This window comes from Mesorhizobium sp. WSM4810 (genome assembly GCF_055811235.1).
This window is the reverse complement of record NZ_JBVVQV010000013.1, coordinates 135,723-161,099: the sequence shown is the minus strand read 5'-3', so window position 1 is coordinate 161,099 and position 25,377 is coordinate 135,723. Positions and strand designations below refer to the sequence as shown.

Below are 25,377 nucleotides of genomic sequence, written 5' to 3'. Positions count from 1 at the left end.
GTGTTATGCAACACGCAGCTGACAGGTCCGGACCGCTTGCCGAATTCGCGGCCTTGTTGCTAGGTGCTGCTCCGCACCGCTCAGACGGTGCTGAGATCATGATCGTTGTCGCGCATCCGGACGACGAAACCATCGGCATCGGCGGGCATCTTGCCGGCTTGCGCGGATCTCGCGTCGTTCATGTCACCGATGGCGCGCCGCGAGACCTTGAAGACGCGCGAGCATACGGCTTCGAGACGTGGCAGGACTATGCCGAGGCCCGCCATCGGGAGTTGGAGGCGGTGCTGGCGGCAGCGGGATTGCCATCGACGGCCCTGATCAGCCTCGGTTATCCCGACAAGCAGGCCGCCGGAAATCTTGGCTCGCTCGCACGGGAACTGACCGGCCTTTTGGCCGAGCGCGATGTCAGCTTCGTCTGCACGCATCCTTATGAAGGTGGTCACCCCGATCATGACGCGACCGCCTTTGCCGTCCATGCGGCCTGCCATTTGCTGCGCCGCGACGGACGCCAGGCACCGGCCATCATCGAAATGGCGTTCTATTCGGCCGGGCCTGAGGGTGCGGTCCTTCAGGATTTCAACAGTCATTCCGGCAGCGAGCGCATCGAATTGCACCTTACGGAAGCGGCTTTCGAACGGAAGCAGTGCATGCTGGCCTGCCACCGGACACAGCAACGGACGCTGGCGCCGTTCACGGCGCGCATCGAACGTTTCCGGGTGGCGCCTGCCTATGATTTCCTGGCGCTGCCGAACAGCGGCAGGCTTTATTACGAGGCGCTGCCGCTCGGCTTCGAGCCGGCGGTTTGGCTTCACGCCGCGGCCGCTGCGCATGAGGAGCTTGGGCTCGACCGGCCATGACCCTCACCGTCCTGAACGTCGCCTACCCTCTCGCGCCAGTCGGCCCGGATGCGGTTGGCGGTGCCGAGCAGGTGCTGTCGATGCTCGACCAGGCACTCGTGCGCGCGGGACACGCTTCCATCGTGATCGGTTGCCAGGGCTCGAAAGCGGCGGGCGTGCTCATCGAGACGCCTGCTGAACCAGGTGTGCTCGACGATGCGGCGAAGAAACGGGCACAGCGCTCTCACCGCACCGCGATAGAAGTCGCACGCGCCCGTTGGCCGATCGACGTGGTTCATCTGCACGGCATCGATTTTGATGCCTATCTGCCTGATGATGGCCCGACCCTGGTAAGCCTGCACCTGCCGCTCGACTGGTATCCCGCCGATGCCTTGCGCACGGTCCGCGACGATCTATGGCTTCACGCCGTCTCGATGGCCCAACAGAGGACCGCGCCGCCGGGTGCCAGGCTGCTGGCACCCATTCCAAACGGCGTGGATATCGCTGCGCTGAGCGGTCGGCAGTTCAAGCGCAACTTCGCGCTGGTGCTCAGCCGCATTTGCCCGGAAAAGGGCATCCACCTGGCACTGGACGCGGCCAAACAGGCTGGCGTGCGGCTGATCATCGGCGGCAAGGTCTACCCTTACGAAACGCACACGCTGTACTTTCGTGACGAAGTCCAGCCGCGCCTCGACCAGCGCCGCCGCTTCCTCGGTCCGCTCGGCTTCGTCGCGAAGCGGCACTTTCTCAACGCCGCCCGCTGCCTGGTCATTCCCAGCCTTGCCGCGGAAACCAGCTCGCTTGTCGCGATGGAGGCTCTCGCCTGCGGCACGCCGGTCGTCGCCTTTCCAAACGGTGCGCTGCCGGATGTGGTCGAACACGGCAAGACGGGCTTTCTGGTCAACGACATCCATGAGATGGCGGAGGCCATCGTCGCAGCCTCCGGCCTGAATGCCGAGACATGCCGGGCCGAGGCGCGGCGGCGCTTTTCGCTCGACCAAATGATTTCGTCTTACATGGACGCCTACCAGGCGCTGGCAGGGCTTGGTGCCGGCCGCAGGCGCCTGGCGGCGGTGCAGTGAGCGGCTTTCATGCTCCGCTCCGAGATCATCGACGATCCGGCCGCCTTTGAGGCGCTGGCGCCGCGCTGGCGGGAGCTGTGGGCGCACAGCCGGACAGCGACGCCGTTCCAAAGCCCCGCCTGGCTGGTGCCGTGGTGGCGCGCATTCGCGCCCGGAGAGCTGGCGACGATCGCCGTCTGGCGAGGCGACGATCTGGTGGGATTGGCACCGCTTTACCTGGAACACGCAACTTGCGGGTCGAGACTGCTTCCGGTTGGGATTTCGTTGAGCGACTACCTGGATGTCCTGTGTTGCCCCGGCATCGAAGCGGCTGTCGCCGCCGTCATCGCCGACCGGGTTCTGGCGATCAATTGGTCGCAATGGATCTTACCGGACCTGCCGGCCGGTGCTGCCGGTCTCACTATCGCGCACCCTGCGCTGGAGGCGGATCAACTCGTCGACCACGCCGCTTGTCCCGTGCTGCCGATCGCTGGCGACGATGCGCTCGCGGTCTGCATTCCGGCGCGGCGAAGACGACAGTTGCGCCGCGCGCACAATGCCGCACGCCGGCGCGGCTGCGTCTCCATCATACCGGCGCAGGCCGATTTCAAAGCGTTTTTCGATCACCTGATCCGCCTTCACGGCGCGCGTTGGGCCGGGCGCGGCGACGGCGTCCTGGCCGATCCGGCTGCAGAAGAATTCCATCGGCAGGCGCTTCCCATGCTTGCCGCACAGGGTCTTGTCCGATGCTGGCTTGTTGCCATCGACGATGCGGTCGTCGGCGCCTATTACGGATTTCATCATCGCCACCGCGCCTACGCCTACCTTGGCGGTTTTGATCCGGCCTATGCCGAGGAAAGTCCCGGCGCAATCCTGATCGGTCACGCGATTGCCGAAGCGGCTCGTGAAGGGGCGCGGGAGTTCGATTTTCTGCGCGGCCAGGAGAGCTACAAGTATGGCTGGGGGGCCGTCGACCAATGGACAATGCGAAAGGTCTGGACGCGGAGCATGGCTCGATGAGCGCCACCGGACGAAAGCCATCGCCCCAGGCGGCATCGACCGCAAAAATGCTGATCGAGGAGTGCCTGGCCGACGGCGCCTGCGTCGACGCCATCATTGCCAGACTGGCGCTGCGCTTCGAGACCGGGGTCGATGCCGCAGAATTGGCCGATGTGGCGCTGGAGATGCGTTCAGCCGACCTGCGAAAACGCGACAGACTGGAGCGGATCGCCGATCTGCTTCGTCACAGGCCTGACATCTTCACCACGCTGCGCCAAACAGGTGCCGCCGTCCGCCACGAACGCGATGAATGGGAAACTGACGCCGCGGTCGTCAGGCGGCTGGCCGCCGGCTTTGATGCCGCGGCGACGATTTCCCAGGCGGCGAGCGTTCAACTGTCTTCGCTGGGAGACGAGGAGAAACTCACCGCCGCCACCGACGAGATCGTCGCATGGTTGCAGCGGCAAGGCTTCAGCGGCCCCGACCAGGACATACTGGACATTGGTTGTGGCATCGGCCGCTTCGAAAGCGCACTCTCGGATGCCGCGCACCGGATCGTCGGCATCGACATATCCCTGGAGATGATTTCGGTCGCTCGTCGGCGATGTGCCGGGCTGCGCAATGTGGATCTGCGGCCGACCTTTGGTCTCGATCTCGCCGATTTTACCAACGCAAGCTTCGATTGCGTGCTGGCTGTCGACAGCTTCCCCTACCTGGTGCTGGCTGGCCTGGCGGAGCGGTATTTCGAGGAAATTGCGCGTGTTCTGAAACCGTCAGGCGTGGCAGCACTTCTGAATTACTCCTATCGCGGATCGACGGCGCTGGATCGTGCCGATGTTCACCGCCTCGCCGAAGCCCATGGCATGCAGGTCGTGGCTGACGGCGCGAAGCCGTTCCGGCTGTGGGACGGCAATGCCTTTCTTCTTGTGGCATCCGAGGGAACATTACGGCGCAATGATTGTTCGGGCGTCAAAGAGACGAGGGCGTCAAAGAGACAGGCGCACCACACAGACAGGGCACCTGTGAGTGCCGACAATCCGAAGGAGGACTAGAAGGCATCCGGCGGCAAGATAGACATCACCTCTGCCGTCAAGATAAAGGCTCCGGCGGCCGGCGCGATGACCGATTTGGCCAAGGACAAGGTCAAGGAAACGCGGCTTTGCTTTGTCCAGCAGAGCCTGGGAAGCAGCACACCGAGCAACGCCGGCTCGATGGCAATCGGATCAACTCCGATCAGTATCACGCCGCAGATCGTCTCTCCCAAGACTGACTGCTGCAACCGCAAACGCCAATCATGACCAGTGGCCAGTCGAGGTCACGAGAGTCGAAATGTCGAGCGCACCCGGCAACAGCGCCGGGAGGACCCGAGGGGAAAGCATAGGCTTCCCCGACGAGACCAGCAGCTTCGATACACAATGCTGTGCAAGGGACGGGCTGTGCAAGGGACGGGCTGTGCAAGGGACGGCGCTGACTGTGAGGACGCGCGAATCCTTGCAAACTCTGATTGCCGTCACCACACTGGTGAAGGGACTGATTCGTTAAGAGAACACTATGTCTCGCTCGAGCGACGATAGCATCAGCCCGAAACTCCGGCTGGCAATAGACCGGAAGATTGCATCTCTGCTGACTGCTATCGAGCAGGAAAAGGTCCCCGACCAGCTGACCGACCTTGCGGTTCAATTGCAGAATGCGCTTGTCGAGAAGCGTCGATGCAAAGCAAAGAAACAGGACTAGCTATCGGCGCCTGTCGACTGCGAAGTTTCCCTGTGCTGCTGACAGGTGATTGCGTCGTTCCACCAATGTCTGCAAGGAACTTTCGCCGAGGTATTCCAGCACGCTGGCACGCGCTCGGTTAAGGCGGCTTTTTACCGTTCCAACCGCGCAACCGCATATTTCGGCAGTTTCTTCATAGCTGACGCCAAGGACCCCGATCAGCATCAAGACCTCGCGCTGATGCTCCGGCAACCTCTGGACCGCGTTGGCGACTTCCTTGCTCTGAACGGACCACTCCTGCGTCGCTTCCGTAATCGGGATTGCGGAGGCGCAGTCAAGCAGGCCCGGCTTTTCCCTGTCGGCGGCCTTGATGCGCGTATAATAGCTATTGCGCATGATGGTGAAGAGCCATGACTTCATACGCGTTCCGGGCTCGAACTTCTCGATGTTGGCGAGCCCTTTGGTCAATGTCTCCTGGACCAGGTCGTCGGCATCGTCGGGAACCCGGCAGAAGGTGCGGGCGAAGGCTCGCAAGGCAGGTATCAGGTCAACGATGGAAACGTCATCCGTTTCCTGGTTGGCCAAGGGGTAGCCCCTGGAGGACAATGGTCCAGCTCCCAGCAAGAAAGAGTTGATGAACGCAGACCCTAGCTAAATGCATGAAGGTTTGGATCGTTCCGGACATCGAAATAAGGTTCTGGAAAATCTCGGATTGGGCGGGCGGCCGTCTATGACCGGTCGTTGTTCTTGGCCGCCTCTTCCCGCTGCTTTTTCAGGACTTCGTCAGTCCCGACCAGCTTTTTCGCCCCGCCGGATATCGCTGTGGACACCACCGCCGGCGGGTCGCTCGCGGGAAAAGAATCCTCGAGCCCGGCCTGCAACTGGTCTTCCAGGGTCTTCGGCTCTTCCGACCGACCAGGCGTCCTTCGGGCTTCTGCTCCCTCCAGCGGCTGTTTCATGTCAGGCGAACTACTGACCTCGCGAACGCAGGCGTAAAGCTGTTCGATGGCAAATTCCTTCATTGTCTCGAAATCGGCCTTCTCATCGCGCATTGCCTCGATCTTATCGACCATGGTCTTCTCGAACCGGTCAAGGCTATCGCGTCCGCAAGCCTGGCAAAGACGCAACAATGCTTCGTGGAGCACTTTCGGACCAAAATAAGCAGACGCCTCGAGCTTGAGCCGCTGCAGATGCTCTGGAGTCACCGCCTGAAGTTTTGACATATGCAGCCCCTTTCGCCTGCCGAGCATATCAACGGCGTTGGTCGGCAGATGTTCCAATCACCCGCGACCGGGCTCGCTAAACGGGTCGCTCGGCCACTCAACGCCATGCCGAACGCCAACGCCAACGATAGCGGGCTCTCTCACCTGACATTTGCGTAATGTCTTTTAACCCATTGGTCTTCTTGAAGATTCCGGCTCAAGCTAATTCAAGCCTGGTAATGGCAGTCGGCCACGCCGGTTCAAGAATCCCGGACGGCAAGGCACTACCTGCATCTTGCGAGCGGAGCCTGGCGATCTTCGCCTCGGCTCCGCAAGCCTGTCACCACCAGGAATCAGGCGGCGGCTTGGAGGGCACGTTGGTTGACACCACCCTCGCCCAACCCGGTCAGCGCTTCGTCTGTCGCGACCTCTTCCTTGAGCGTTGCCTTGAGAAGGGCGGCGACATCGGCCTTTCCCATCTGTTCCGCCCAGGCGACAAGAGTGCCGTACCGGGCGATCTCGTAATGTTCGACGGCTTGCGCCGCTGCGACCAGTCCGGCATCGAGCGCAGGAGCACCGTCATAGTCTTCGAGGATCTCGGAGCCTTCTTCAATGATGCCGTCGATCGCCGGGCAGGTCTTGCCGCGTGCCGCCTTGCCAAATTTCTCGAACACCTCCTCGAGCCGGTCGACGTGAACTTCCGTCTCCATGCGATGTTTTTCGAAGGCAGCAGTCACTTTTTCCGACTCCGCGCTTTTGGCCATTTTCGGCAGCGCCCTCAGTATTTTCTTTTCGGCGTAGTAAAGATCTTTCAGCCCGTCGAGGAACAGGTCCTCAAGGCCCTTGGTTGTCGCTTTCGCAGCTTTTTTCGCAGTTGCCATGGTCGTCTCCCGCTGAGGTTTGGAGCTAGCCTCCCTAACTGGGAAGGCGACCGATAACCCCGCCGGCCGGCAACAAGTTCCCTGATGATTCGAGCCGCTGGAAATTTTTCGCCTCAGGCCACGCAGGTGCTGCAAGGCTTACGCTGGCGAGACGGCGGTGCGAGCAAATGGCTTCGCCAGCAATCGGCTCAATCGATCCGCTTGATACGACCCTTGTCGAGACGGAACACTCCATCCTGGCCGCCCTGCCTCTCAAAATCGGTAAGCAGATCGTCCCAGGTCCCGAGGAATTCGCCACAGTCGTCGCAAAGGATCCGGTCGTCAGGACCGGCGTCGGCCGGAATCCTCAGCCTTATCGTCAAGCAATAAGGGCATTCCAACTGGTGGTTAAGATACTGTGTGGTCATCGACGACAGCAAGAATGCACTGGAAACGTGGCCCCTGCAACCTGCTCGCGCCGGGGCAGGACGCTTGCATTGATTATATGCCGTCTTTGGTCGGAGGCCAGCCAGACTGGGCAGTCGGCGGAATGTTGTCGGAAGTCACCTCACCCCGCTTGAGTTTTCGAATGGCCTCATTGGCTTCGAGTTCATCGAGGCCGGAAAGCGGCATGCCGTCAACCACGACGGCTTCCTCGCTCTCGTCGTCATAGACTTCCCACAGGCCGTCCGAATTCTGTCGTTTGTTGTAGATGGTTGGCATGGCCGCTCCCCTTGATACCGCTATTGAACGCGTGCTACCCACGCCAGAGCCTGGGTCTTTTCGTCCGCCGGGAACACCCGCGCCTCGATCTGCGGGAACAGTGCGCCCGTCATTTCGGTAGCTGCCTTGATCCACTGTTTTTCGGACACCACTGCGGCACGCTGGAAGCGGTGGAGTTCGCCAAGTTTGCTCAAGCCGTACTGCAGATCGCGGCGCAACGCGTCGCCCGTCATGTCCTCCAGATCGGTAAGGTCGGCCAGGATGCCGATCTCTTCATGTTCGCTCAATTTCTCTTCGATGGTCGGGATGATCTTGTCGTAGTCCTCCGCTGTCACGGTACCGGCAACGCGAAATGCGGCGACATTCCCAGGAGCAGAAATAACCTCGATCACTTTTTCCTCCTTCGGATTGGTTTTCGGGATCATGCCGAACAACTCAAGCCGCCGACGGATGTTCCCTGGTCCTAAGGGTTTTTAGACACTAATCCGCCGCTTTCTTTGGCGGCTCCCGGGTCGCATGCGTGACGACGGTATAGCGCGTGATCGGACCCTCATCGGGGTCTTCTCCTTGAAAGTGAACGTCCGCGTTGTCAGGCGGCCGGCTGGTATTGCCGAACGTCTTGACTGCGGACGCACGCACCAGTTGGATGTCCGGGTCCTGCTTCATGATTTTTATTGCCGCAAGCTCGGCAGTGCTGCTGCCGCCAATGCGCCAGCTGGCCTCGAGCACACCGGATCGCCAGATACCCGACGAATCGACACCCTGGCCGATATCGTAGTTGCGCCGCGAGGCGAAAAATCCAGGACACTCGGCCATCGCCGCGTCATAGGCCCTCGCCTGCGCAATTGCCAAAGCTAGTGCGCGGGGAAGCTGAAGGTCTTCGAGAGCTTCCCATCCGCCGCGCACGACGATGAGATCAGACCCGCCATAAACGGATTGTCCCGCATTGTCGGTCGTCGTCGTTTGAGTGCCGTAGTAGGCGACCATGATTTCGTCGATCTCCGTTCTGCCAACACTCAATGTGACGACGTCACGAAGGTCGGCTTCGAGCACCAGACCGCACTCGTCCAAGTCGGGGGAGCGGTATTGCTCGAGCAGTCTCTCGACGTCAGCGACCGTGCGAACGATGTGCTGGTCCTGGCCTCGCGAGGCAAGCGGTGGCTTGAGCCGGGCCAGCCCATGCCTCAGCAGGCGTTGCGCTGCTCGCAGCGCATCGTGCCGCGAAAACACGGTGTAGCCAGGCAATACTGCGGCGGCGACAGTTCTGCCGAAGCCGGTTGACCATTCTTTCGGTCGCTCGGCCAGGTCGTCGACCAGTTCGTGGGTTATCGCCTTAGTGGTCGCGAATCGCCAAGGCACCACGCCGCCGAAGAGGTCTTGCGGCCCGTTGATACCCAGCCGCGCCGCATCGCTGGCAAGCAAGCTGTCGTCCGGCACGAAGTACAAGCGCCCGCCATTGCCGCTGCTGTGGCCTAGACCCTGCCGGAAGGCAAGCCCCTTGAGCGTGGCAATGGTGCGGGCGACGGCAGCTATGGCTTCCCGCTCGTGAGCGTAGAGAGGCTCGCAGCCCGGCGCGGAGAATGCGATCACGGTGCCTTTTGGCTGGCTCTTCTGAGTGCCTCTGTGCTCGGTCATCTCGCTCGTTCCGGTGCTTCCTCGTCATGGCCATTGGGCGGCGATGTTTGCGGTCCCGACGCGCCCTGCCCCGGGAGAACGCATTAGATGGCAGAACGTTCAGCCCGGATTGGCAGGCTCGCCGCGCGGGCGCAGACGCTGGTATCCAGCCGTACCTTGGAGCGCGCTGCGGTGCAGAAAAACCTTTGATCGCCGAGGGACAGCGCCCCCCTCTGTCCTGCCGGACATCTCCCCCACACGGGGGGAGATCGGCAGCTTCGCGGACAGCGTCCCTTTTTTGCACGGTTGGTGGTTGGCGAAATCAGCGATGAAGGCCAATCTCCCCCCTCGTGGGGGAGATGTCCGGCAGGGCAGAGGGGGGCGCGAAGGATCGCTGCGGAGCGCTTTTATTCTGAGCCGCTGCATTCTTCGGCTAATTGCCACTGGAACGGCAACAGCCGGATGACCCGCGTTTTAATCATTCGCGTTGAATATCCCGGCTGACCGTTCGCCGCCGTCGGCTTACAAGGATGGCGGAAAGGGTGACCGGGCGAAAATCCCAGCTGTCGACGCCGGCGTCGTACTGGCGCGTGACCGGGCTCAGCCTGCCGTGGGAATGGCCATGCAGATTGATCGATTTCTTGCCGATCTGATTCCAGGTGCGAAAAGGATAGTGGCAAAGGATCAGCAACCTGCCGTCTATCGTCAGTTCCTTGTAATGCTGTGTGCTGGCCCAACCCGCAGCCTCTATGGTCGCCGCGCCATCGTTGTTGCCGACAATCAGATGCTTCTCGCCATGAAGAGACGACAGCAGCGACGCAACGAATTCGGCTGATCCCCTGGCAAAGTCGCCGAGATGCCAGATCTGGTCATCCGGGCTGACCGTTTCGTTCCAGAGCGAAATCAGCGCTCGATCGTGTTCGGCCAGCGAGCCGAACGGGCGGCGATCGATGCGCAGAATGCGGGGATCGCTGAAATGTGTGTCGGCCGTGAAATAGATCATGGTCGTTCACAGCCTTTGCGGACGTTGTCCGAACCTCGCCTTCCCGCAATTAACATTTGAGGTGGCCAACAAGATCAGACGCGGCTAACATACTCCTCGCTTTGGAGAGTATCGTGCGCACGAGACGTTTCAGAAAGCCAATTGTCGTTCAACCCGGTCGGATCGATCGTGACAGGGTTGTTTTGTCTGTCTCCGATGCGGCTGAAGTGCTGCTGAAGGACTGGCCGACGCCAGCGTCCAAGACGCGTCTGGCTGCAATCGCAGCCTGCCTTGCTGTTATCCGCGGCGATAAGCCGCCAAGGGTCGCGCGCCAGGCGTTCATCGTCGCGGCCAAGGACGCGAGGATCCTGCTCGGCGAACAAATCTAGCCCCGTCAGGCAGAGTCTCGTTCAGGCCATTCGATCTCTTCCTTTGACCTGCTCCTGCAGATTGGCACTCGGCGCGCTTCGCTTCGCCAGGTGCTGAAGTCGAGTCGGTCAGACAATCGCTCGATCCCAACCGCCATAGTGCTGGTCGCTGCGCGTGCCGCGCGGCAGGCTGAGCACGATCAGCGCCAGACCGATCGCAACGTCCGCCACGATCGCCAGGGTTTCACCGCCGGCAAGCACGAAGGGGGACACCGCGATCCATGCGCCAAGCACGACATTGAGGAAGCGCACCGGCCGGACCACTTCGGCCATGGCCATGACTGCGACCATGACAATGAGACAGCCGACGACGTGATCGCTGAAGTAAAGCGGTGGCTGCGTGCCGAAGATCAATGGCGTGGTCATCAGCAAGGCGCCGAGCAGCGTGCTTGCTGCCAGCGTCCACGGGAAGTTGACGCCGCCGGTGACAAAGTCCTTCAGCACCTCGAAAACCGGACGGTCGAGGTCGGCGCCGGGCGTCTGGTTCTCCGACAGCGCCGGTCCGCCCATCCAGAAGGTACGCCAGAACGGCTCGCCTGCCCTCGTCGCGCCCCAGAGATACTGGATGGTCGCCAGCACCTCGTCGACGGAGTAAGGGATCAGCACCACCGTGACGGCGGCCTGGAGAATGCAGAGCGTGCACAACGCGCCAATCAGCGGTGGCTGGATGATGATGAAGGACACACTGACCACGCCAAGCGGAACGATCAGTAGGCCGAACAGGAGCACCATCCACGGCATGGTGCGCCAGCGCCGTCGGTCGCCGATCGCGCCGGCGAGGATATCGAGGCAATAGGCGAAGGCGCCGAGCCCGGCATCGGCGATTGGAAAACCCTTCGAGACCCATGACGTCACCACCGCCTCGCTGCCGTTGCGCACCGGCGCGCCACCGGGGCCGAAGAACGGATCCCACAGCCCATCCGCGTGGCCCATCTGGAAGGCGGCGAGATAGCGCGAGACGAACAGGCCGACGAAGGCTAGCGCCACGATCGGAATCCGCTGCGTGAAGGTCGATGGCGAATAGGTCCAGCCCAGCGGAATGTCGTCGTCGGCCGCCAGCGCGCGGCCGCTGATGCCAGGGGTCGGCGGGATCATCACCGCAAAGGCGACGATCAGCATGCCGACGAGCGTGTCGATGGCATAGGCGGCGGCGCTGGTCGTCCAAAACAGCAACGGCGCCAGCATCACCCAAACTCCGAGCGACGCCGTGATCCACTGCACCCAGCGCCGGCGTCGGGACATGCCCATCAACGCAAAGGCCGTCACCAGCAGGCCGGAAACGATCTCGCTGACGCCGAGGCCTGCGTTGCGCAATTGCGGCTCCGCAACCGCGTGCCCCAGAGCGGGTGGCATTGCGGCTGTGACGGGATCGAACAGGCCAATTGTCATTGGCGAGGCGACCAGCCACAGCCCAAGCGCAGCGTTGGTCATCGGCGCCCAGAGCGTCCTCGACCGATGCCGTTTTATCGCCGCTTCGACCTCTTCCTTGCTTCGCTCGAGCGGTCCCTTGAGGCGCCTTTCGGCCTGCTCGATCTCGGGGTCAGAAGCCGCGACAACCGGCGGATCGAGCTTGTTGGTCGCGTACCAGTCCGTGGGGTCCTGTTTCAGCCGGCGGATCATCTCCGGCAATGTGTCCAGCAGATTGTGTTTGGGCGCCCAGCCCAGCAGGGTTTTGGCCCGCGCGATGTCGATCTCGTAATGATCGTCCGAGTTCTCGATCATCCACGGTTTGATGTCGGTGTCCTGGTCGAGCACCTCCGTCTGCACCCACGCGCCCAGCTTCGTCAGCTGCTTCGGCAGCGCCAGGGTGCGCCAGTCCTCGCCATGGATAAGCCGGCCGATGCGCTTCTGCATCTCCTCGTATGACGGTGTGTCTTCTTCGCCGATCAGAAGCACGGTCTCGGCCGGAAGTTCGGCACGCCGGTCGACGGTGCGCACCACCGCGTCAACGAGATCGTCCTTGTGCAGATAGGGCTGGCCGGCGGTGATATCGCCGGCGAACAGATAAGCGGTCGGCAAGCGCTCGAAGATGCGGGAGATCTGCTGGGCAATAAAGGCCGCCCGGCAGTCTTCGTCATAGACGCCGGCGAGCCGCAGGGTCACCGTCTTGATCTGGCCGCGCTCCCTCGAAATCAGCGCCTCGGTTTCGGCTTTCGATCTTGGGTAGGCCCAAGCCGGGTCAAGCGGCGAGTCCTCATTGATTTTCGCGCCCTTCTCCGGGCTTGGCGCATGGACGAGAAGCGTGCTGGAAAACACGAACTGATCAGTCTCGACCGCCGTCAGCGCCTTCAGCAGCCGACGCGTGCCCTGCACGGTGACGGCGTCATATCTGGGGTTGTCCTCGCCGGTCGTGTCATAATAGGCGGCAAGATGGACGACCGAAGCGATGCGGCCGCCGCTGCGCTGCCGTGCCACCTGCACAGCCCTGCTCACGCCCTCATCGGAGGTGAGATCGATCTCGATCGTCTCCATGCCGGCAGGGGCATACTTGGGTTTTGCGACGTCGAGGCCGATGACGCGGTAGCGGTCAATCAAGCCTCGCGCGATCGCCTGCCCCAGGAAGCCGCTGCTGCCGGTGACAAGAACCGTCGGAAGGGTCGTGCCGTTACTCGCCACAGCTCAGGCCTGTTCGCCAAGCCGTCTGGACTTCAGCCCGGCAACCTGCCGGTCCGGATCACGGTTAGCCGCAGTTCCTTTCAGCCGGATGTGGGCGATCTGCAATGTCTTGTCGAAGCTCATCATTGCCTCAAAGAAGGAAGCGCCTCGCGCCCCACTCAGTGAGTAACACCGGCATGGCGGAAATGTTTCCGCGTCAGGTCGGGAAAATTGTTGCTATCCATCCGGAGAGACGGATCTGTTCCGCCTGCCTATTCGGCATTCCATTCCGCCTTGCGTGCCCGCGCTTCCTCGAAGATCAGCTTGAACTCCCGCATCGTCGCACTCTCAATGGCGAATGCACGGCTTGGCACGGCGCCGGGGTCTTCCTGATTGTTCTGGAATTGAAAGCGGGCTTCCAGTTCGGCCCATATTCGCTCGGAGGTCTTGTCGGGGCCGGCAAGCAGCGCGACGATCAGCGCCAGAGTCTCTCGCTGGGCATTGAGCCGACCCTCGATCTCTTCATTCGTCAACTCGGACATGTGGGATCGCTTCCGGTTTCAGGCGAAACGGCAAAATCGCATCCTTGTTCCGGAATTCAGCTCGTCGGCTCGCAGAGAGAGCCTACTGCTCCCTGAAAGCTCGCTGGATCTGATCCGCCAAAGGTTTCACGAGATAGGACAGCATGGTGCGGTTGCCGGTCGAAAAGAACACCTCGACAGGCATGCCTGGCGCCAGGGCCACGCCCTTGAGCCGGCTAAGCTCTGTGCGCGGTAAAGCAACATGCACGGTGTAAAAGCCGGTGCCTGTTTTCTCATCGACATTGAGGTCGGCGGAAATCTTGCTGACCGCACCATTCAGTTCCGGCGTCGTTTGCTGATTGAATGCCGACAGCCGCAGGGTCGCGCCTTGCCCTGGCGTCAACTGATCGATGTCTTGCGGAGCCACGCGCGCCTCGACGGTCAGGTCGTCCGTCACCGGGACAATCAGCATGATGAGCTCGCCTGGAGATATAACGCCACCGACCGTGTGCACGCCGAGCTGATGAACGACACCGTTCTGCGGACTGCGTATGTCGATGCGTTTGAGCTGATCTTCGGCCGAAACCTTGCGCTCGACGGACTCGGAGATCTTTGCCTGGACGTCTCGCAGTTCGCTTGCCACTTCGCTGCGCAAATCCTGGTCGATCTGGATGATCTGCAAACGGATTTCGGAGGTACGACCCCTCGATTGCGCTATGGCCGCAGTCAGTTGCCCATGCTCGCCTTTAAGCCGCACGGCATCGCGTTCAAGCGCAGTAATACGATCGATCGAAACCAGCTTGCGTTGCCAAAGTCTGCGCATGCCTTCGAGCTCAAAGCCGATCAACTTGATTTCCTGGCTCTTGGCATCTCTTTGCTCGGTCAAGCCGGAAACCTCTTCGGCAAGCTGCGCAATGCGCTCCTGCAACTGAGCCTTCTGACCGGCGCGTGCCTGTCGGCGAAATTCGAACAGAGATTGCTCGCCGGCCATCGCCCGACCAATCTCAGGGGTATCCTGGCGTGACACAAGCGAAGCTGGAAAGACGATGCTTGCCTTGCCGTCGCGCTCGGCCTCAAGGCGAGCCAGCCGCGCCTCGAATTCGTCCAGGCTCTTTGAGACGATCGCCAAATTGGCCCGGGTGATGGTCTCATCGAGGCGGATCAAGACCTTGCCCGATTGCACGGCATCGCCTTCCCGGACGAAGATTTGACCGACAACGCCACCCGTCGGATGCTGCACCTTCTTAACGCTGGAATCGACAACCAGCTTTCCCGAAGCGATGACGGCTCCGGAAATCTCGGTGACGGCAGCCAAGCTCCCCGCCCCCCCAACCAGCAGGATGCAGGTTGCGACACCGCCAAGCAGATAGCGTCGAATGGTGCGATCGGCCGCGAATACTATGCGTTGCGCCATCAGGATGCCGTCTCTTCTAGTCCGGAAACGACTTTCAAGGGAACGCCCGCTGGGCGGGTTATCTTGTTCAAGATCTCATTTTTTGGGCCAAAGGCCTGAACACGGCCGTTCGCCATCACAAGAACCTGATCCAGGCTGGCCAGCGCGCTCGGCCGATGTGCGACCACGATGGCAATACCGCCTCGAGCGCGAACAGCTTGAATCGCCACCGTCAACGCGGCCTCGCCTTCCGCATCGAGGTTGGAGTTAGGCTCGTCGAGAACAACCAGAAACGGGTCACCGTAGAGAGCCCGGGCAAGCGCCACCCGCTGCCTCTGGCCAGCCGAAAGCGCCGAACCGGCCTCGCCGATGCGCGTCTCGTAGCCTTCCGGCAGGTGGATGACGAGTTCATGAACGCCGGCCGCGCGCGCAGCCGCCAATATCTTGTCGGAAGGCGCTTGCGGCTCGAAGCGCGCGATGTTCTCGGCAATGGTGCCGTCGAACAGTTGCACATCCTGCGGCAGATAGCCGACATGCTTGCCCAGTTCTTCCGGCGACCATTGGTCGAGTGTTGCGCCATCCAGCCTGACGGTGCCGCGAACCGGGAGCCATATGCCGGCAATCGCGCGCACGAGCGATGACTTGCCCGAAGCGCTCGGCCCGACGATGCCGAGGCCGACGCCCTTTTCAAGTGCAAAGGTGGCTTCCTGCACGACCATACGGCGCTCACCCGGCGGTGCGACACTGATACTTTCGACCGAAAGAGCAGATCTCGGAGCAGGCAGCGAGACACTTGTCGCAGTTTCGGGAAGCAGGACCAAAAGCTGGGTCAGCCGGGCCCAGGCCTGGCGGGCGGTGACGAAGCCCTTCCAGTGGGCGATAGCCAGTTCGATCGGTGCGAGCGCCCGGCTCATCATGATCGAACTTGCGATCATGATGCCGCCGGTCGCCTCCTGATGGATGACCAGATAAGCGCCGATCGCCAGGATGCCCGATTGCAGCATCATGCGCAGGATCTTCGCGATCGTTGCGAGCGTCCCGGCAAGGTCGCTGGCCGTTGCATTGGTGTCGAGATAGCCGGCATTGATCCCTGACCAGCGCTCGGCGATGCGCGAGCCAAAGCCCATGGCCTGCAGAACCTCGACATTGCGACGTGTCGCTTCGGCAAGTGTATTGCGCGCTGCCGCTTGACTGTTTGCCTTTTTGGCGGGCTCTCTCGTGCGAATTTCGGCAAGCAATGCCAGGCTGAACAGAATGACCACGCCGGCCAGCGCCGTCATGCCGATCCAGAAGTGGAACAGGAAGCAGATTCCGAGATAGAGCGGCACCCACGGCAGGTCGAAAAGCGCGGTCGGACCGGCACTCGACATGAACGATCGCACCTGGTCAAGATCCCGCAAGGATTGAAGGCCGTCGCCTGCGAGCTTGGTTCGCAGCGGCAAACGCATGAGGGCGGCATAGACCTGTCCGCTCAAGCGCGCGTCCAGCGCCATCCCGATGCGCACCAGCAAACGCGACCGGATGAGTTCGAGAACGCCCTGAAAAACGAAAAGTGTGCCGGCAAACACGGCGAGCCCGACGAGCGTCGGCACGCTGCGGCCGGGTATGACACGATCATAGACCTGCAGCATGAAGAACGAGCCGGTCAGCGCCAGGACATTGACGACGCCGCTCATCAACGCAATTCCGGCCAACGCTCGCCGGAAGGAAGCCAAAACCGCCGCGAGTGTCGTTCGCGCCGGCTCGGGTGGAATGGGATGCGACGTCGGCTTCACATCAGTTCCAGTTCGGTCTCAGGCGGCAATGGCCGCGCCCGAAATGATGACGAACGTGTCGGTGCCGAGTCCATCTGTCAAATGTCAGATAACCCAGTCTTGCAACGCATAGGCATGGATGTAGTCGATCTGCATTTCGGCAGGCGTCGCAAGCTCGTCGGCGGGCTCTCCCGCCTGGCCACCGATCCCCATATTCACCAGCATATACATCGGGTCATGCATGTCGGCAGGCGTTGCGGCACGAGCGACTTCGACGTCGTCGAAATACCAGACGAGTTCGTCTTCTGTCCAAAGCACGCCATACGTGTGGAACCCTTCGGTATCCGCGGCATAGGCCGTCGTGCCTACTGTTGTATGCGTTCCCGTCGCGTTCGAGTGGCCTGTCAGGATGAGCTTGTTTGGATCTTTACCGAACATCTCGATGACGTCCAGTTCCGGTGGCCAGGAGCCGTCCGCCGGGAGAAGCCAGAAGGCCGGCCATGCCCCTTGTGTTTCGGGCATGTCGGCGCGAATTTCAAAATAGCCGTAGGTCTGCGCGAAGGATTCGTAGGTCGTCAGCAACCCTGACGTGTATTCGTAGTTATTTATATAGGGACGGATCGCCTCAGGAGCCCGGGCGGCGGTAATGGTGAGAACGCCGTCCTCGATGCTGAACGGATTGACGGAGCGTGTCGGGGCGTAGTCGGTGTCGATGTACCATTGAAGATCATTGTTGCTCGTGAGCGTGCTGCCGTTCTCGGCCCCCCACCAGTAATTCGAATCCCAGGTGCCGCTCGAGCCGTTCCACAGGTCCAACGTATCGAACTCGTCCGAAAAGGTCAGTTCCAGGGCAGACCTGTCCACGGCCAGCTTGAACTGGCTTGCGGTGAAATCGCCGATGGTCTTGTTGGCGAAGACGAGAAACTCGCCGTCGGACAGATTTAGGCGGACGTTGGCTCCCGACTGGACCATGTTGGCGCGCACCTCTTCGAAGGAGGTGAAGCCGTAGCTCCCGACGCGAACCGTATCCGTCGCGCCAAGGTCCAGGATCAGGTCACTGCCGTTGCCGGGGTTGACGACGAAAATGTCCGCCCCGGATCCGCCCTTGAGCACGTCATCGCCCTGCAAGCCGTCGAGCGTCTGTTGGCCGGAGCCGCCGGTAACGATGTTGTTCAGCTCGTTTCCGAAAGCATAGCGCTTGTCGCCAGTGACCGTCAGGTTCTCGAAATTCGCCGGGAGTTTGTAGCTCATCCAGGTCGAGATGGTGTCCACCCCTTCGCCGGACAGCTCGACCGCCTTGTTTTTCGCGGCATACAGATAATAGATGTCGTCGCCCTTGCCGCCACGCATTGTGACGGTGACGGCAGCGTCGCCATACATCGAGTCGTTGTATGTGCTGCCATAAAGTGTCGGGCCGGAATTCGTCGCCGAATACCACTTTACGGAGGATCCGCTGTAGGGAAGTGGAACGCCTTTGGCGTTCAGTACCGTGGCCATCCCGGTCCTTTCTCCTTTGTCTCGCTCGATACCAGCCCTAACATCTATCGAGGGCAAAAGTAGCCAGTACTTTTTCACTTTCCAGTTCGGAAGGTTACCAAATGGTTATCACGTAGTGGGAGCACTTGCAGGGGAGCTTCACTGCCTCGAGTGCATAAGGTTGGGCCACTGCAACATGATCGAAGATGTGGTGAGGCAGATCGAGACCGACTCTCACCGCATTTCGCATCTCGAATAGCATTAACGCTGACCGGTGATGAAGAACTGCTAGTAGACTTTGAAAGCGCCCGCATCGGCTCGTGCATCGACATCGGTGATCAGCATGTGCCCCGGCGATACCGTGATCGAGGTCGCCAGCTCGGCACGAGCAAGTGCATCCTGTGCGGTGATGCTGCTGGCCCAGAATACAGGGACCTCCCCGTCGATGATTTTGACCGCATCGCCCCAGTCGGGAGCCATCAAATCGGCTATTCCGATGACCGTGGGATCTCCGACATGGATGGGAGAGCCGTGGGCATGCGGGAAGCGTGCGGTGAGAGCGCGAACCCTGTCGACATCGCAACGGCTTATCGGACGCATCGAGACGACCATTTCGCCACCAAACGGTCCGACGCGGCACGTCTGAATCCTGGTTCGAAACTTGGGCGAGGCCTTGCCGCAGCCGATGCGGCTCAGTTTCTTTTCGGCAAGTGCAGCTTCGACGGTCAGCGAACTGCCGAGCGCGAAAGCGGCAAAATCATCCTGCCACAGGTCGATGATGTCCGTCCTCCGACGGGTCAGCTCGCCGAAATGATAGATGTTGTACTGGGGGGCATCGGTGCGGATGTCGATGTCGCCCAGCGCTGGGATCAATGGGCTGCCGGCGCGATTAACGCCGACCAATGGACAGGGTTTCGGGTTGCGGATGCAGAACTGGTGGAAATCGCTGGCAAAGCTGCGCGGCACAATCACAACATTGGCCTGGAGCTTGCCGTGCGCCAGCCCCCCCGTATGCCCCTCATAGGCGCCCATTCTGACAAGCCTGCGCAGCCTGTCCGCATCGACCAGTCGCAGGTCCTCGAAGATCGGTGAAGTGGTCAGGCGAGCCATGGCTTCCGGTTCAGAGACAAGTCGGGAGGGCGTAAGATCGTTGGCGGCTCGGCTGCTTGTCAAATTGTCAGAATCTTTCCTCAACGATAAATTGTATTTATTGGCCGGCCAACGATTGCTTCATCTTACGAACGACGCTTGCGCAAACCTTCCTGGTGTCATTAACAGCTGCGGCAGCCGATCGCTTCTATCTGTCGGCCTGCCTCGCGCAGGAAGCCAAGGTCCCGCTCCATGTAGAAGAGCAGGAAAGCAGAATAGAGGACAAAGACGAGGCTAAACACCAGCGTCTTCACGATCAGCGAAAGCGCAAAAACGTTGAGGTGCGGCGAGGCGCGCGCCAAAAAGGCCAGCACAAGGTCGGACAACAGCATGCTGATGATGAGCGGGAAAACCAGGGTCAATGCCATCATCAGAATGCGGTTCAAGAGATCGAGGAAGATGCCGGCTGCATCCTTGCTGAACACCGGCAGAAGCTGGTCGATCGGCCACAGGCCATAGCTGTCGTAGAGGCTGGTCAGGGAAAGTTCGAGGCCGCCGGCGGCCAGGTAGACCGTGACCATGATGACGGCGAGCAAGGTGCCGGTGGCGCTCGTCTCATGGGTCATCATCGGATCGATCAGCGTGCCCATCGTCGAGCCGCGCTGCAGGTCCAGGATATCGCCGGCAGCCTCGGCCGCCCAGAACGGAATGCCCATCGCCAGCCCGAGCGTTACCCCGACGACGACCTCCTTGAGCATGTAGGCGACGATCATCGTCGTCGCGATGTCGGTGTTTGTCAGCTTGTCGACGATCATCGGAAAGACCGGAACCGCCAGCGCCAGGGCAACGCCGTTGCGCAGAAGGCCCGACAGCGGCACGCGCGAAAAGAGCGGCATCAGCAGCATGAACCCGGTCATGCGGGCGAGCGCGAAAGCTCCCGCCAGAAGAAACAACTGAAGCTCCTTGACCGACGCGAAGAAGGGTTCGACCGGCATCCGCGCGCCTCAACGCGTGACGACGGGGAATTCGTCCAGCGCCGTCGAGGCCTGCTCGGCGATCTGCTGGCCAAGCAGCGGGCCGAAGACGATGATGACCAGCAGGATCACGACAAGCTTGATCGTCTGCGGCAGCGACTGGTCCTGAATTTGCGTCAGCGCCTGGGCCAGCCCGACCAGGATCCCAACGGCCAGCGCCGCGACGATCGCCGGGCCCGACGCGAACAGCACCGTCAGCAGCGCGCCCTGGACCTTCGCCAGGATGAAGTCATTGCTCATGCAAACCTCCCAGCGGCGTCAGACGTAACTCAGGATCAGGCCGTGCATCAGCCGCGACCAGCCATCTATGGCGACGAAAAGGAACAGTTTCAGCGGGACCGAAATGAGGACCGGCGAGACCATGATCATGCCGAGCGTCATCAGGATGTTGGCAACGACGATGTCGATGATGAGGAAGGGAAGATAAAGCAGAAAGCCGATTTCAAATGCCCGCGTAAGCTCTGACGCGACAAAGGCAGGAACAAGTATCGAAAGATCGTCGTCCTTCAGATCTTGTCGTGCCTGTTCCGGCCACAGGCGGTTCGTTCCGTCGAGAAAGAACTGCCGCTCTTCCGGCTGGGTGAACTTGATCAGGTGCTGCTGCAATGGTTCCCTCACCAGTTGCGTCGCCCTGGCGAGGTCGTCGGTCGTCTGGAACTGAACCTGCCCTTCCTGGAGCCGTCCCGACATCTCGCTCAGCAACGGCGTCGTGACATAGACCGTGAGCACGAGCGCTATGCCGTAGAGCACCAGATTGGGCGGCATCTGCTGGACGCCGAGCGCATTGCGGATGAGGAACAGCACGACCGAGATCTTCAGGAAACCGGTCATGGTGACGACTGCCAGCGGCAGCAGACCGACAAAGCCGACGGCAATCAGGATCCCAAGCAGGTTGGGCGAATTGTCAAGCATTGTCGAACATACGGGCGATCCGCACGCCCAGGCTCTCCCCAATCCGGACGATCTCGCCACGGCCGACGCGTTTGCCGTTGGCGATGATCTCGACCGTCTCCTTCGTCACATTGGCGAGCGGAACGATGGCACCGGGCGCAAGCTGCCTTACCTCGCCGAGAGGCATCGCCGTGCGGCCGAGTTCGAAGGCAAGCGCAACCGGCAGCTCGTCCAGAGTTGCCTCCTCCAATGCCTGATCGGCGTGCGGCGGCGTGTCTTGGTTCATGGTCCACTCCCATTTCGATCGAGCGATTGCAGTCGGCGCGGCAAGCAGTTGCGGCCCGCTGGCAGTCAGCACCGCCGGGGCATAAAGCCGCTCGGCAATGACCAATGCCGCGTCTTCCTCTTCGTCATCGAAGAGCACCACATCGCCAGGTTGCAGGCTTTCAAGATCACCGTGACTGATTGTAAGCGCGTGACGCCAAAGGCAGACGGGCAACGGGAATTCGGCAGGAACCGGGGGCCTCGCTTTGCCGATCGCGTCGAGAAAGCGCCCGGCCCGCACCGCCAGACCGACGCTGTCGGTGTGCAAGGCGCAACCTATGGTTTCGTCCTTGCCGGCCAGGACGAAAGCCAACGCGGTTTGGTCCAGAACGCTGTCTTCTTGTTCGATCGACGTAATAGCGATCGTCTCGCCCAGCTTGCTCTCGATCCATTCGAGATCTTTTTCGAATTCGGACTCCAGCAGCAGTGCGGCGTGAGCGGGTGCCGGTCGTTTCACGTCGATCAGCTCGTCAGCCTTGGCAAGGCCTCGTTCGACAACAGATAACGGCAAGCGCAATTTGCCCGCCATGTCTCCGAGAGTGAACGCAATCGTGCATATTGGCTGGTCCACAGGGTTTGGCGCCGGCCAGACGGCGGCGATCGCCATGGTTTTCCCGGCAATCGTGATCTGCGCGGCAGCACGACGGCGGTAAAAGGCGTTCAATGCCTCAACCTCCCCAGCCTCAACAGATTCCAATGTCAGCGGCTCGCCAACGCTCGAGCGTGTGCGTCTCGCCGGCTCTGCGCGCGCTTTCTTTTTTGCCGACGCCAAGGCCTGAGGCATCACACTTCCATATTCACGATCACGGATTGGACTATCGTTCTGCGGGCAAGCGCATTGGACTGCGCTCGTCTTCCTCGGAAAGCTCGGCAAGCGCGAGGCTGCGACGCGCAGTGCGTTTGGTCAGGTGCTGCAACAGCCCGTCCAGCTTCGTCACCGCATTCATGCTGGCGCGATGAACGTTGCGGGCGGCCGACAACTCCGTTTTGCGTCGTTGCTCGGTGACGCCGGCCATTTGCTCGTTTTCCCGGAGCTGCTCGGTTTGCCTCGCGGCGTTCTCGAACTGTCCCTGAAGCCGGTAAAGGCTGGCGGCCTTCACCGGTTGTCCAACAAGCGAAGCGAATGCTGCATCCTCTGCGTCGGCTGTCTGCTGCAGGTGTTCGCTGACCGCGGCAGCTGCCTCCCGAACCGTCCCGGCGGCCCGCTGCGCAGCGGCGTATCGCCTTATGACCAATTCGTTTGCGCGCTGTTCACCGTGGCGCCTGAGGTCGCGCAATCGTGCGATCGTGTCACGATCTTTCATTGACGATCCCCCGCATGCGTTCGCGTGTCTGCTCGATTGTCTCGTGGGTGGCGGACGGCTGTCGCAGGAAGGCGTTGATGGTGTCGATCTTCGCAACCGCCTCGTCCGCCACCGCATCGCTGCCCTTTTCGTATTCGCCGACGCGCAGCAGCAATTCGACGTCGGCGTAGCGGGCGAGCAGCTCCCGCAAGCGGCCGGCGTCCGACCGATGCTCAGCCGGCACCACCGTGTCCATGAGGCGGCTGCGGCTGCGCAGCACGTCGATGGCCGGGAAATGGTTGCGCTGCGCAAGCTCGTTCGACAGAAAGACGTGGCCGTCGAGAAGCGCCTGGATTTCTTCGGCAACCGGATCCAGCGTGCCATCGCCCTCCAGAAGGACGCTGTAGAGGCTGGTAATGGAGCCGACGCGGCCAGGCCCTGAGCGCTCGAGCAATCGGGGCAGAACAGCAAAAAGCGAAGACGGAAAACCGCGACGCGTCGGCGGCTCGCCTGAAGCGAGGCCAATCTCGCGCTGCGCACGGGCAAACCGCGTGATGTTGTCCATTGCCAGCAGCACATGCTTGCCCTGGTCGCGAAAATATTCGGCAATGCTGGTTGCCACATAGGCGGCCTTGACGCGCTCGATCGCCGGCCGGTCGGACGTCGCGACAACGATGACTGCACGCGCCAGCCCTTCCGGCCCAAGCTGATGCTCGATGAATTCGCGCACTTCACGTCCGCGTTCGCCGACAAGCGCAACCACGGCAACATCTGCGTCGGTGCCGCTGACGATATCCGAAAGCAGGATCGACTTGCCGACGCCAGGCTCGCCGAAGATGCCGACGCGCTGCCCACGCGCGCAGGTGAGAAGCCCATCGAGGGCGCGGATTCCGAGCTGGATAGGCTCGGAAATCAAACTGCGCTCCAGCGGCGACGGCGGATAGGCATTGACCGGATAGCTGCCGGTAATGCCATCCGGCGCAAGCGGCTTGCCATCCAATGGCTCGCCGAACGCGCTGATCACCCGACCAAGCAGGCCGGGGCCGACGGACACCGTCTGGGTCTTTCCGGTCGCAATGACCTCGGTGAGGCTTGAAAGGCCGGTGAGATCGCCAAGCGGCACAAGGATCGCCATCTCGTCCATGAGCCCAACGACTTCCGCCTTGGTCGCCGTGCCGGTCCTGGGATCGACGAGTTCGCAGATCTCGCCGATCCGAACCTCCTCCACCGTCGCGTGAATGACTGTGCCGGTGACCCGCCGTACACGCCCTTTCCTGGGCCGGCTGGCATCGTCACGCAGGCTAGAACGCAGGTTCGGCACAATCGATGCGAGGCGGCTCTCGAGCCTGGTGGCGGGACTTGTCATGCCGCCGCCTCGGCCTTTGATGAAATCGCTGCGGCAATGGCGTTGAGCTGTGCCTCGATGCTGGCGTCGATGACGGCAATGTCGGTCGAGAGGATGCAGGCGTCCGTCGCCAGCGTATCGTCGGCGTCGATCTCGATCGTCATGCCCAGGTCACTCTCGCGCAGGACCGCGTTCAGTTCGTCGCGAACCCTGTTAACGGAAGCAGGATGAAGTCGGACTTTTAGATATTTGGCGCGGCGAATGTCAGTGACGGCCTGCGCGGCCGCCTTGGCGACCAGCATGCTCGCGTCGAATTCTCCCAGCACGCGCCTGACCACATCGAGAGCCAGAGTGATGATTTCGGCTTCCAGCCCACCGAGATAGCGATCCACCTTGACCGCGGTCTCGCTCACCAAACGCGCGGCATCCGCGTCGCCTCGCGCCTTGCCATCTTCATAACCCTGCGCATATTCGGCCGCATAGGCTCGCCGAGCGGCGTCACGCAACTGCTGCGCATCACGCCTGGCTTCGTCGAGAAAAGCGTGCCCATCCTGCCAGGCGCGTGCCTCGGCAGCGCGCAGGATGCGGGCGACGGGGCGCCTCGGCACGGCAGTAGTCACTTTGTCCGGTTCGACCATATCGCCTAACCTATCGCCCGTCGAACGATCGCCGGACCAGCTTCGGCAAATGGTTCGGCTGTCGGCTGGTCAACAAGCGCATGCGGCATCAGCTTGAGACGGACCCGCATGCTCGTTTCGCCCGGCATCGCCTGACACCAGGCGCCAAGGCAACGCAGGCCATCGGCATGGACACGACGATCAATGTCATCCAGGGGCTCCAACGGCTGCATTGGGCCGGCCAGATCGCGGTTGGCGACTGCGAAAGCGCAGATTTCCGCGCCGAGTGCTGCCTGCAACGCAGCGGCCTGGCGTCCATCAATGACGGCGGCCAGACTGCCGGCCCAGTAGATCGCGCCGGCGCGAAGCGCAAGTTCCTCCAACTCCTCACCCGACGACAAGGCAATCGCCAGGTCTGTCTCATCCGCTGGCTCGTTGGAGACGGCGCCGCTGAGGGCGTAACGCTCAAGCAGAAGCACTGACAATCGCTGATGCAGGCGCTGCGACCGCAACATACGCTCGCAGGCAGCCTCGCCGATCGTGCCGTCAAAGCACTGCGCCAGCCGGGCCGCATCCGCATAGCCTGCGGGATTGGACATGAATGTCTGCCATTCCGGGCTGGCAGTCCGCTCCGAGC

General features: G+C 61.6%; 29 protein-coding genes. 6 read left to right on the top strand and 23 right to left on the bottom strand.

Going from position 1 to position 25,377, the window contains the following annotated elements:
* Positions 1 to 5: 5 nt before the first annotated feature.
* The 4 genes from AC0L3O_RS19900 to AC0L3O_RS19885 are packed head-to-tail and all read left to right on the top strand — an operon-like array spanning position 6 to position 3,948.
* Positions 6 to 857, top strand: coding sequence for a PIG-L deacetylase family protein (locus tag AC0L3O_RS19900; protein WP_287237164.1), 852 nt, complete (start codon positions 6 to 8; stop codon positions 855 to 857).
* On the top strand, positions 854 to 1,918 hold the full coding sequence (locus AC0L3O_RS19895; protein ID WP_128245343.1) for a glycosyltransferase: 1,065 nt from the start codon (positions 854 to 856) through the stop codon (positions 1,916 to 1,918). The genes AC0L3O_RS19900 and AC0L3O_RS19895 overlap by 4 nt, the downstream gene beginning before the upstream one ends.
* A gap of 9 nt (positions 1,919 to 1,927) precedes the next feature.
* Positions 1,928 to 2,917 carry a GNAT family N-acetyltransferase gene (locus tag AC0L3O_RS19890; RefSeq protein WP_128245342.1) on the top strand — a complete coding sequence of 330 codons (990 nt, stop codon included), beginning with the start codon at positions 1,928 to 1,930 and terminating at the stop codon, positions 2,915 to 2,917.
* Positions 2,914 to 3,948, top strand: a complete 1,035-nt coding sequence (locus AC0L3O_RS19885; protein ID WP_128245341.1) for a class I SAM-dependent DNA methyltransferase — start codon at positions 2,914 to 2,916, stop codon at positions 3,946 to 3,948. Before AC0L3O_RS19890 ends, AC0L3O_RS19885 begins: the two co-directional genes overlap by 4 nt.
* Here AC0L3O_RS19885 and AC0L3O_RS19880 read toward each other — a convergent pair.
* Positions 3,945 to 4,160: a hypothetical protein gene (locus AC0L3O_RS19880; RefSeq protein WP_027153519.1), complete on the bottom strand. Its 216-nt coding sequence runs from the start codon at positions 4,158 to 4,160 to the stop codon at positions 3,945 to 3,947. The two genes, AC0L3O_RS19885 and AC0L3O_RS19880, sit on opposite strands and share 4 nt — an antisense overlap.
* A gap of 287 nt (positions 4,161 to 4,447) precedes the next feature.
* Between AC0L3O_RS19880 and AC0L3O_RS19875 the strand changes: the two genes are divergently transcribed.
* Positions 4,448 to 4,630, top strand: a complete 183-nt coding sequence (locus AC0L3O_RS19875; RefSeq protein ID WP_023801247.1) for a hypothetical protein — start codon at positions 4,448 to 4,450, stop codon at positions 4,628 to 4,630.
* Here the strand turns inward: AC0L3O_RS19875 and AC0L3O_RS19870 are convergent, their stop codons facing one another.
* From AC0L3O_RS19870 to AC0L3O_RS19835, 8 genes are all read right to left on the bottom strand, one after another.
* Complete coding sequence (locus AC0L3O_RS19870) at positions 4,631 to 5,194, bottom strand: sigma-70 family RNA polymerase sigma factor (protein WP_473616373.1); 564 nt, start codon at positions 5,192 to 5,194, stop codon at positions 4,631 to 4,633.
* Positions 5,195 to 5,337: 143 nt separating this feature from the next.
* A complete protein-coding gene (locus AC0L3O_RS19865) occupies positions 5,338 to 5,889 on the bottom strand; it encodes a hypothetical protein (protein WP_245277670.1) in 552 nt (183 codons plus the stop codon).
* Positions 5,890 to 6,164: 275 nt separating this feature from the next.
* The gene (locus AC0L3O_RS19860; protein WP_023799488.1) at positions 6,165 to 6,692 is read right to left on the bottom strand and encodes a YciE/YciF ferroxidase family protein; all 528 of its coding nucleotides are present in this window, start codon (positions 6,690 to 6,692) and stop codon (positions 6,165 to 6,167) included.
* Positions 6,693 to 6,880: 188 nt separating this feature from the next.
* Positions 6,881 to 7,054 carry a hypothetical protein gene (locus tag AC0L3O_RS19855; protein WP_245277671.1) on the bottom strand — a complete coding sequence of 58 codons (174 nt, stop codon included), beginning with the start codon at positions 7,052 to 7,054 and terminating at the stop codon, positions 6,881 to 6,883.
* Positions 7,055 to 7,172: 118 nt separating this feature from the next.
* Complete coding sequence (locus AC0L3O_RS19850; RefSeq protein ID WP_023799490.1) at positions 7,173 to 7,394, bottom strand: hypothetical protein; 222 nt, start codon at positions 7,392 to 7,394, stop codon at positions 7,173 to 7,175.
* Between the two features lie 20 nt (positions 7,395 to 7,414).
* A complete protein-coding gene (locus AC0L3O_RS19845) occupies positions 7,415 to 7,819 on the bottom strand; it encodes a SpoIIAA family protein (RefSeq protein WP_031255037.1) in 405 nt (134 codons plus the stop codon).
* Between the two features lie 55 nt (positions 7,820 to 7,874).
* Positions 7,875 to 8,984 (bottom strand): DUF3182 family protein, encoded by a 1,110-nt coding sequence (locus AC0L3O_RS19840; protein WP_473616371.1) that lies wholly within the window; start codon positions 8,982 to 8,984, stop codon positions 7,875 to 7,877.
* 502 nt (positions 8,985 to 9,486) lie between these two features.
* Entirely contained in the window at positions 9,487 to 10,011 is a 525-nt protein-coding gene (locus AC0L3O_RS19835; protein ID WP_473616370.1) for a metallophosphoesterase family protein, read from the bottom strand.
* Between the two features lie 113 nt (positions 10,012 to 10,124).
* Here AC0L3O_RS19835 and AC0L3O_RS19830 point away from each other — a divergent pair, with 113 nt between their 5' ends.
* Positions 10,125 to 10,379 carry a DUF982 domain-containing protein gene (locus AC0L3O_RS19830; protein WP_023799494.1) on the top strand — a complete coding sequence of 85 codons (255 nt, stop codon included), beginning with the start codon at positions 10,125 to 10,127 and terminating at the stop codon, positions 10,377 to 10,379.
* 108 nt (positions 10,380 to 10,487) lie between these two features.
* On the opposite strand, the gene AC0L3O_RS19825 is transcribed toward AC0L3O_RS19830, so the two are convergent.
* The 14 genes from AC0L3O_RS19825 to AC0L3O_RS19760 form a co-directional block, all read right to left on the bottom strand.
* A complete protein-coding gene (locus AC0L3O_RS19825) occupies positions 10,488 to 13,034 on the bottom strand; it encodes an NAD-dependent epimerase/dehydratase family protein (RefSeq protein ID WP_473616369.1) in 2,547 nt (848 codons plus the stop codon).
* 251 nt (positions 13,035 to 13,285) lie between these two features.
* Positions 13,286 to 13,555 carry a hypothetical protein gene (locus tag AC0L3O_RS19820; RefSeq protein ID WP_128245335.1) on the bottom strand — a complete coding sequence of 90 codons (270 nt, stop codon included), beginning with the start codon at positions 13,553 to 13,555 and terminating at the stop codon, positions 13,286 to 13,288.
* Positions 13,556 to 13,637: 82 nt separating this feature from the next.
* Complete coding sequence (locus AC0L3O_RS19815) at positions 13,638 to 14,948, bottom strand: HlyD family type I secretion periplasmic adaptor subunit (RefSeq protein ID WP_128245334.1); 1,311 nt, start codon at positions 14,946 to 14,948, stop codon at positions 13,638 to 13,640.
* The gene (locus tag AC0L3O_RS19810) at positions 14,948 to 16,702 is read right to left on the bottom strand and encodes a type I secretion system permease/ATPase (protein ID WP_473616367.1); all 1,755 of its coding nucleotides are present in this window, start codon (positions 16,700 to 16,702) and stop codon (positions 14,948 to 14,950) included. The genes AC0L3O_RS19815 and AC0L3O_RS19810 overlap by 1 nt, the downstream gene beginning before the upstream one ends.
* Positions 16,703 to 16,786: 84 nt before the next feature.
* On the bottom strand, positions 16,787 to 18,178 hold the full coding sequence (gene eglC, locus AC0L3O_RS19805) for an endo-1,3-1,4-beta-glycanase EglC (RefSeq protein ID WP_128172282.1): 1,392 nt from the start codon (positions 18,176 to 18,178) through the stop codon (positions 16,787 to 16,789).
* 267 nt (positions 18,179 to 18,445) lie between these two features.
* Positions 18,446 to 19,267: a D-glutamate cyclase family protein gene (locus AC0L3O_RS19800; protein ID WP_128245333.1), complete on the bottom strand. Its 822-nt coding sequence runs from the start codon at positions 19,265 to 19,267 to the stop codon at positions 18,446 to 18,448.
* A 161-nt stretch (positions 19,268 to 19,428) separates the two neighbouring features.
* Positions 19,429 to 20,241, bottom strand: a complete 813-nt coding sequence (sctT, locus tag AC0L3O_RS19795; RefSeq protein WP_128245332.1) for a type III secretion system export apparatus subunit SctT — start codon at positions 20,239 to 20,241, stop codon at positions 19,429 to 19,431.
* A gap of 9 nt (positions 20,242 to 20,250) precedes the next feature.
* Positions 20,251 to 20,520: an EscS/YscS/HrcS family type III secretion system export apparatus protein gene (locus AC0L3O_RS19790; protein WP_023799503.1), complete on the bottom strand. Its 270-nt coding sequence runs from the start codon at positions 20,518 to 20,520 to the stop codon at positions 20,251 to 20,253.
* Between the two features lie 18 nt (positions 20,521 to 20,538).
* Positions 20,539 to 21,192, bottom strand: a complete 654-nt coding sequence (gene sctR / locus AC0L3O_RS19785; protein WP_023799504.1) for a type III secretion system export apparatus subunit SctR — start codon at positions 21,190 to 21,192, stop codon at positions 20,539 to 20,541.
* Positions 21,185 to 22,159, bottom strand: coding sequence for a type III secretion system cytoplasmic ring protein SctQ (sctQ, locus tag AC0L3O_RS19780; RefSeq protein WP_473616366.1), 975 nt, complete (start codon positions 22,157 to 22,159; stop codon positions 21,185 to 21,187). Before sctQ ends, sctR begins: the two co-directional genes overlap by 8 nt.
* A gap of 151 nt (positions 22,160 to 22,310) precedes the next feature.
* Entirely contained in the window at positions 22,311 to 22,772 is a 462-nt protein-coding gene (locus AC0L3O_RS19775) for a hypothetical protein (protein WP_473616364.1), read from the bottom strand.
* A 13-nt stretch (positions 22,773 to 22,785) separates the two neighbouring features.
* Positions 22,786 to 24,144, bottom strand: coding sequence for a FliI/YscN family ATPase (locus tag AC0L3O_RS19770; protein WP_473616363.1), 1,359 nt, complete (start codon positions 24,142 to 24,144; stop codon positions 22,786 to 22,788).
* Entirely contained in the window at positions 24,141 to 24,761 is a 621-nt protein-coding gene (gene sctL, locus AC0L3O_RS19765; RefSeq protein ID WP_473607271.1) for a type III secretion system stator protein SctL, read from the bottom strand. Before sctL ends, AC0L3O_RS19770 begins: the two co-directional genes overlap by 4 nt.
* A 5-nt stretch (positions 24,762 to 24,766) precedes the next feature.
* On the bottom strand, positions 24,767 to 25,339 hold the full coding sequence (locus AC0L3O_RS19760; protein WP_473616362.1) for a SctK family type III secretion system sorting platform protein: 573 nt from the start codon (positions 25,337 to 25,339) through the stop codon (positions 24,767 to 24,769).
* Positions 25,340 to 25,377: the final 38 nt, after the last annotated feature.

What these genes read in the sequence shown, in the direction of transcription:
- AC0L3O_RS19760 (WP_473616362.1), bottom strand. Translation starts at nt 25,339, where the DNA reads ATGTCCAATCCCGCAGGCTATGCGGATGCGGCCCGGCTGGCGCAGTGC.
- AC0L3O_RS19900 (WP_287237164.1), top strand. Translation starts at nt 6, where the DNA reads ATGCAACACGCAGCTGACAGGTCCGGACCGCTTGCCGAATTCGCGGCC.
- sctR (WP_023799504.1), bottom strand. Translation starts at nt 21,192, where the DNA reads ATGCTTGACAATTCGCCCAACCTGCTTGGGATCCTGATTGCCGTCGGC.
- AC0L3O_RS19835 (WP_473616370.1), bottom strand. Translation starts at nt 10,011, where the DNA reads ATGATCTATTTCACGGCCGACACACATTTCAGCGATCCCCGCATTCTG.
- eglC (WP_128172282.1), bottom strand. Translation starts at nt 18,178, where the DNA reads ATGGCCACGGTACTGAACGCCAAAGGCGTTCCACTTCCCTACAGCGGA.
- AC0L3O_RS19815 (WP_128245334.1), bottom strand. Translation starts at nt 14,948, where the DNA reads ATGGCGCAACGCATAGTATTCGCGGCCGATCGCACCATTCGACGCTAT.
- AC0L3O_RS19845 (WP_031255037.1), bottom strand. Translation starts at nt 7,819, where the DNA reads ATGATCCCGAAAACCAATCCGAAGGAGGAAAAAGTGATCGAGGTTATT.
- AC0L3O_RS19850 (WP_023799490.1), bottom strand. Translation starts at nt 7,394, where the DNA reads ATGCCAACCATCTACAACAAACGACAGAATTCGGACGGCCTGTGGGAA.
- AC0L3O_RS19820 (WP_128245335.1), bottom strand. Translation starts at nt 13,555, where the DNA reads ATGTCCGAGTTGACGAATGAAGAGATCGAGGGTCGGCTCAATGCCCAG.
- AC0L3O_RS19885 (WP_128245341.1), top strand. Translation starts at nt 2,914, where the DNA reads ATGAGCGCCACCGGACGAAAGCCATCGCCCCAGGCGGCATCGACCGCA.
- AC0L3O_RS19770 (WP_473616363.1), bottom strand. Translation starts at nt 24,144, where the DNA reads ATGACAAGTCCCGCCACCAGGCTCGAGAGCCGCCTCGCATCGATTGTG.
- AC0L3O_RS19890 (WP_128245342.1), top strand. Translation starts at nt 1,928, where the DNA reads ATGCTCCGCTCCGAGATCATCGACGATCCGGCCGCCTTTGAGGCGCTG.
- AC0L3O_RS19800 (WP_128245333.1), bottom strand. Translation starts at nt 19,267, where the DNA reads ATGGCTCGCCTGACCACTTCACCGATCTTCGAGGACCTGCGACTGGTC.
- AC0L3O_RS19860 (WP_023799488.1), bottom strand. Translation starts at nt 6,692, where the DNA reads ATGGCAACTGCGAAAAAAGCTGCGAAAGCGACAACCAAGGGCCTTGAG.
- sctT (WP_128245332.1), bottom strand. Translation starts at nt 20,241, where the DNA reads ATGCCGGTCGAACCCTTCTTCGCGTCGGTCAAGGAGCTTCAGTTGTTT.
- AC0L3O_RS19895 (WP_128245343.1), top strand. Translation starts at nt 854, where the DNA reads ATGACCCTCACCGTCCTGAACGTCGCCTACCCTCTCGCGCCAGTCGGC.
- AC0L3O_RS19790 (WP_023799503.1), bottom strand. Translation starts at nt 20,520, where the DNA reads ATGAGCAATGACTTCATCCTGGCGAAGGTCCAGGGCGCGCTGCTGACG.
- sctL (WP_473607271.1), bottom strand. Translation starts at nt 24,761, where the DNA reads ATGGTCGAACCGGACAAAGTGACTACTGCCGTGCCGAGGCGCCCCGTC.
- AC0L3O_RS19875 (WP_023801247.1), top strand. Translation starts at nt 4,448, where the DNA reads ATGTCTCGCTCGAGCGACGATAGCATCAGCCCGAAACTCCGGCTGGCA.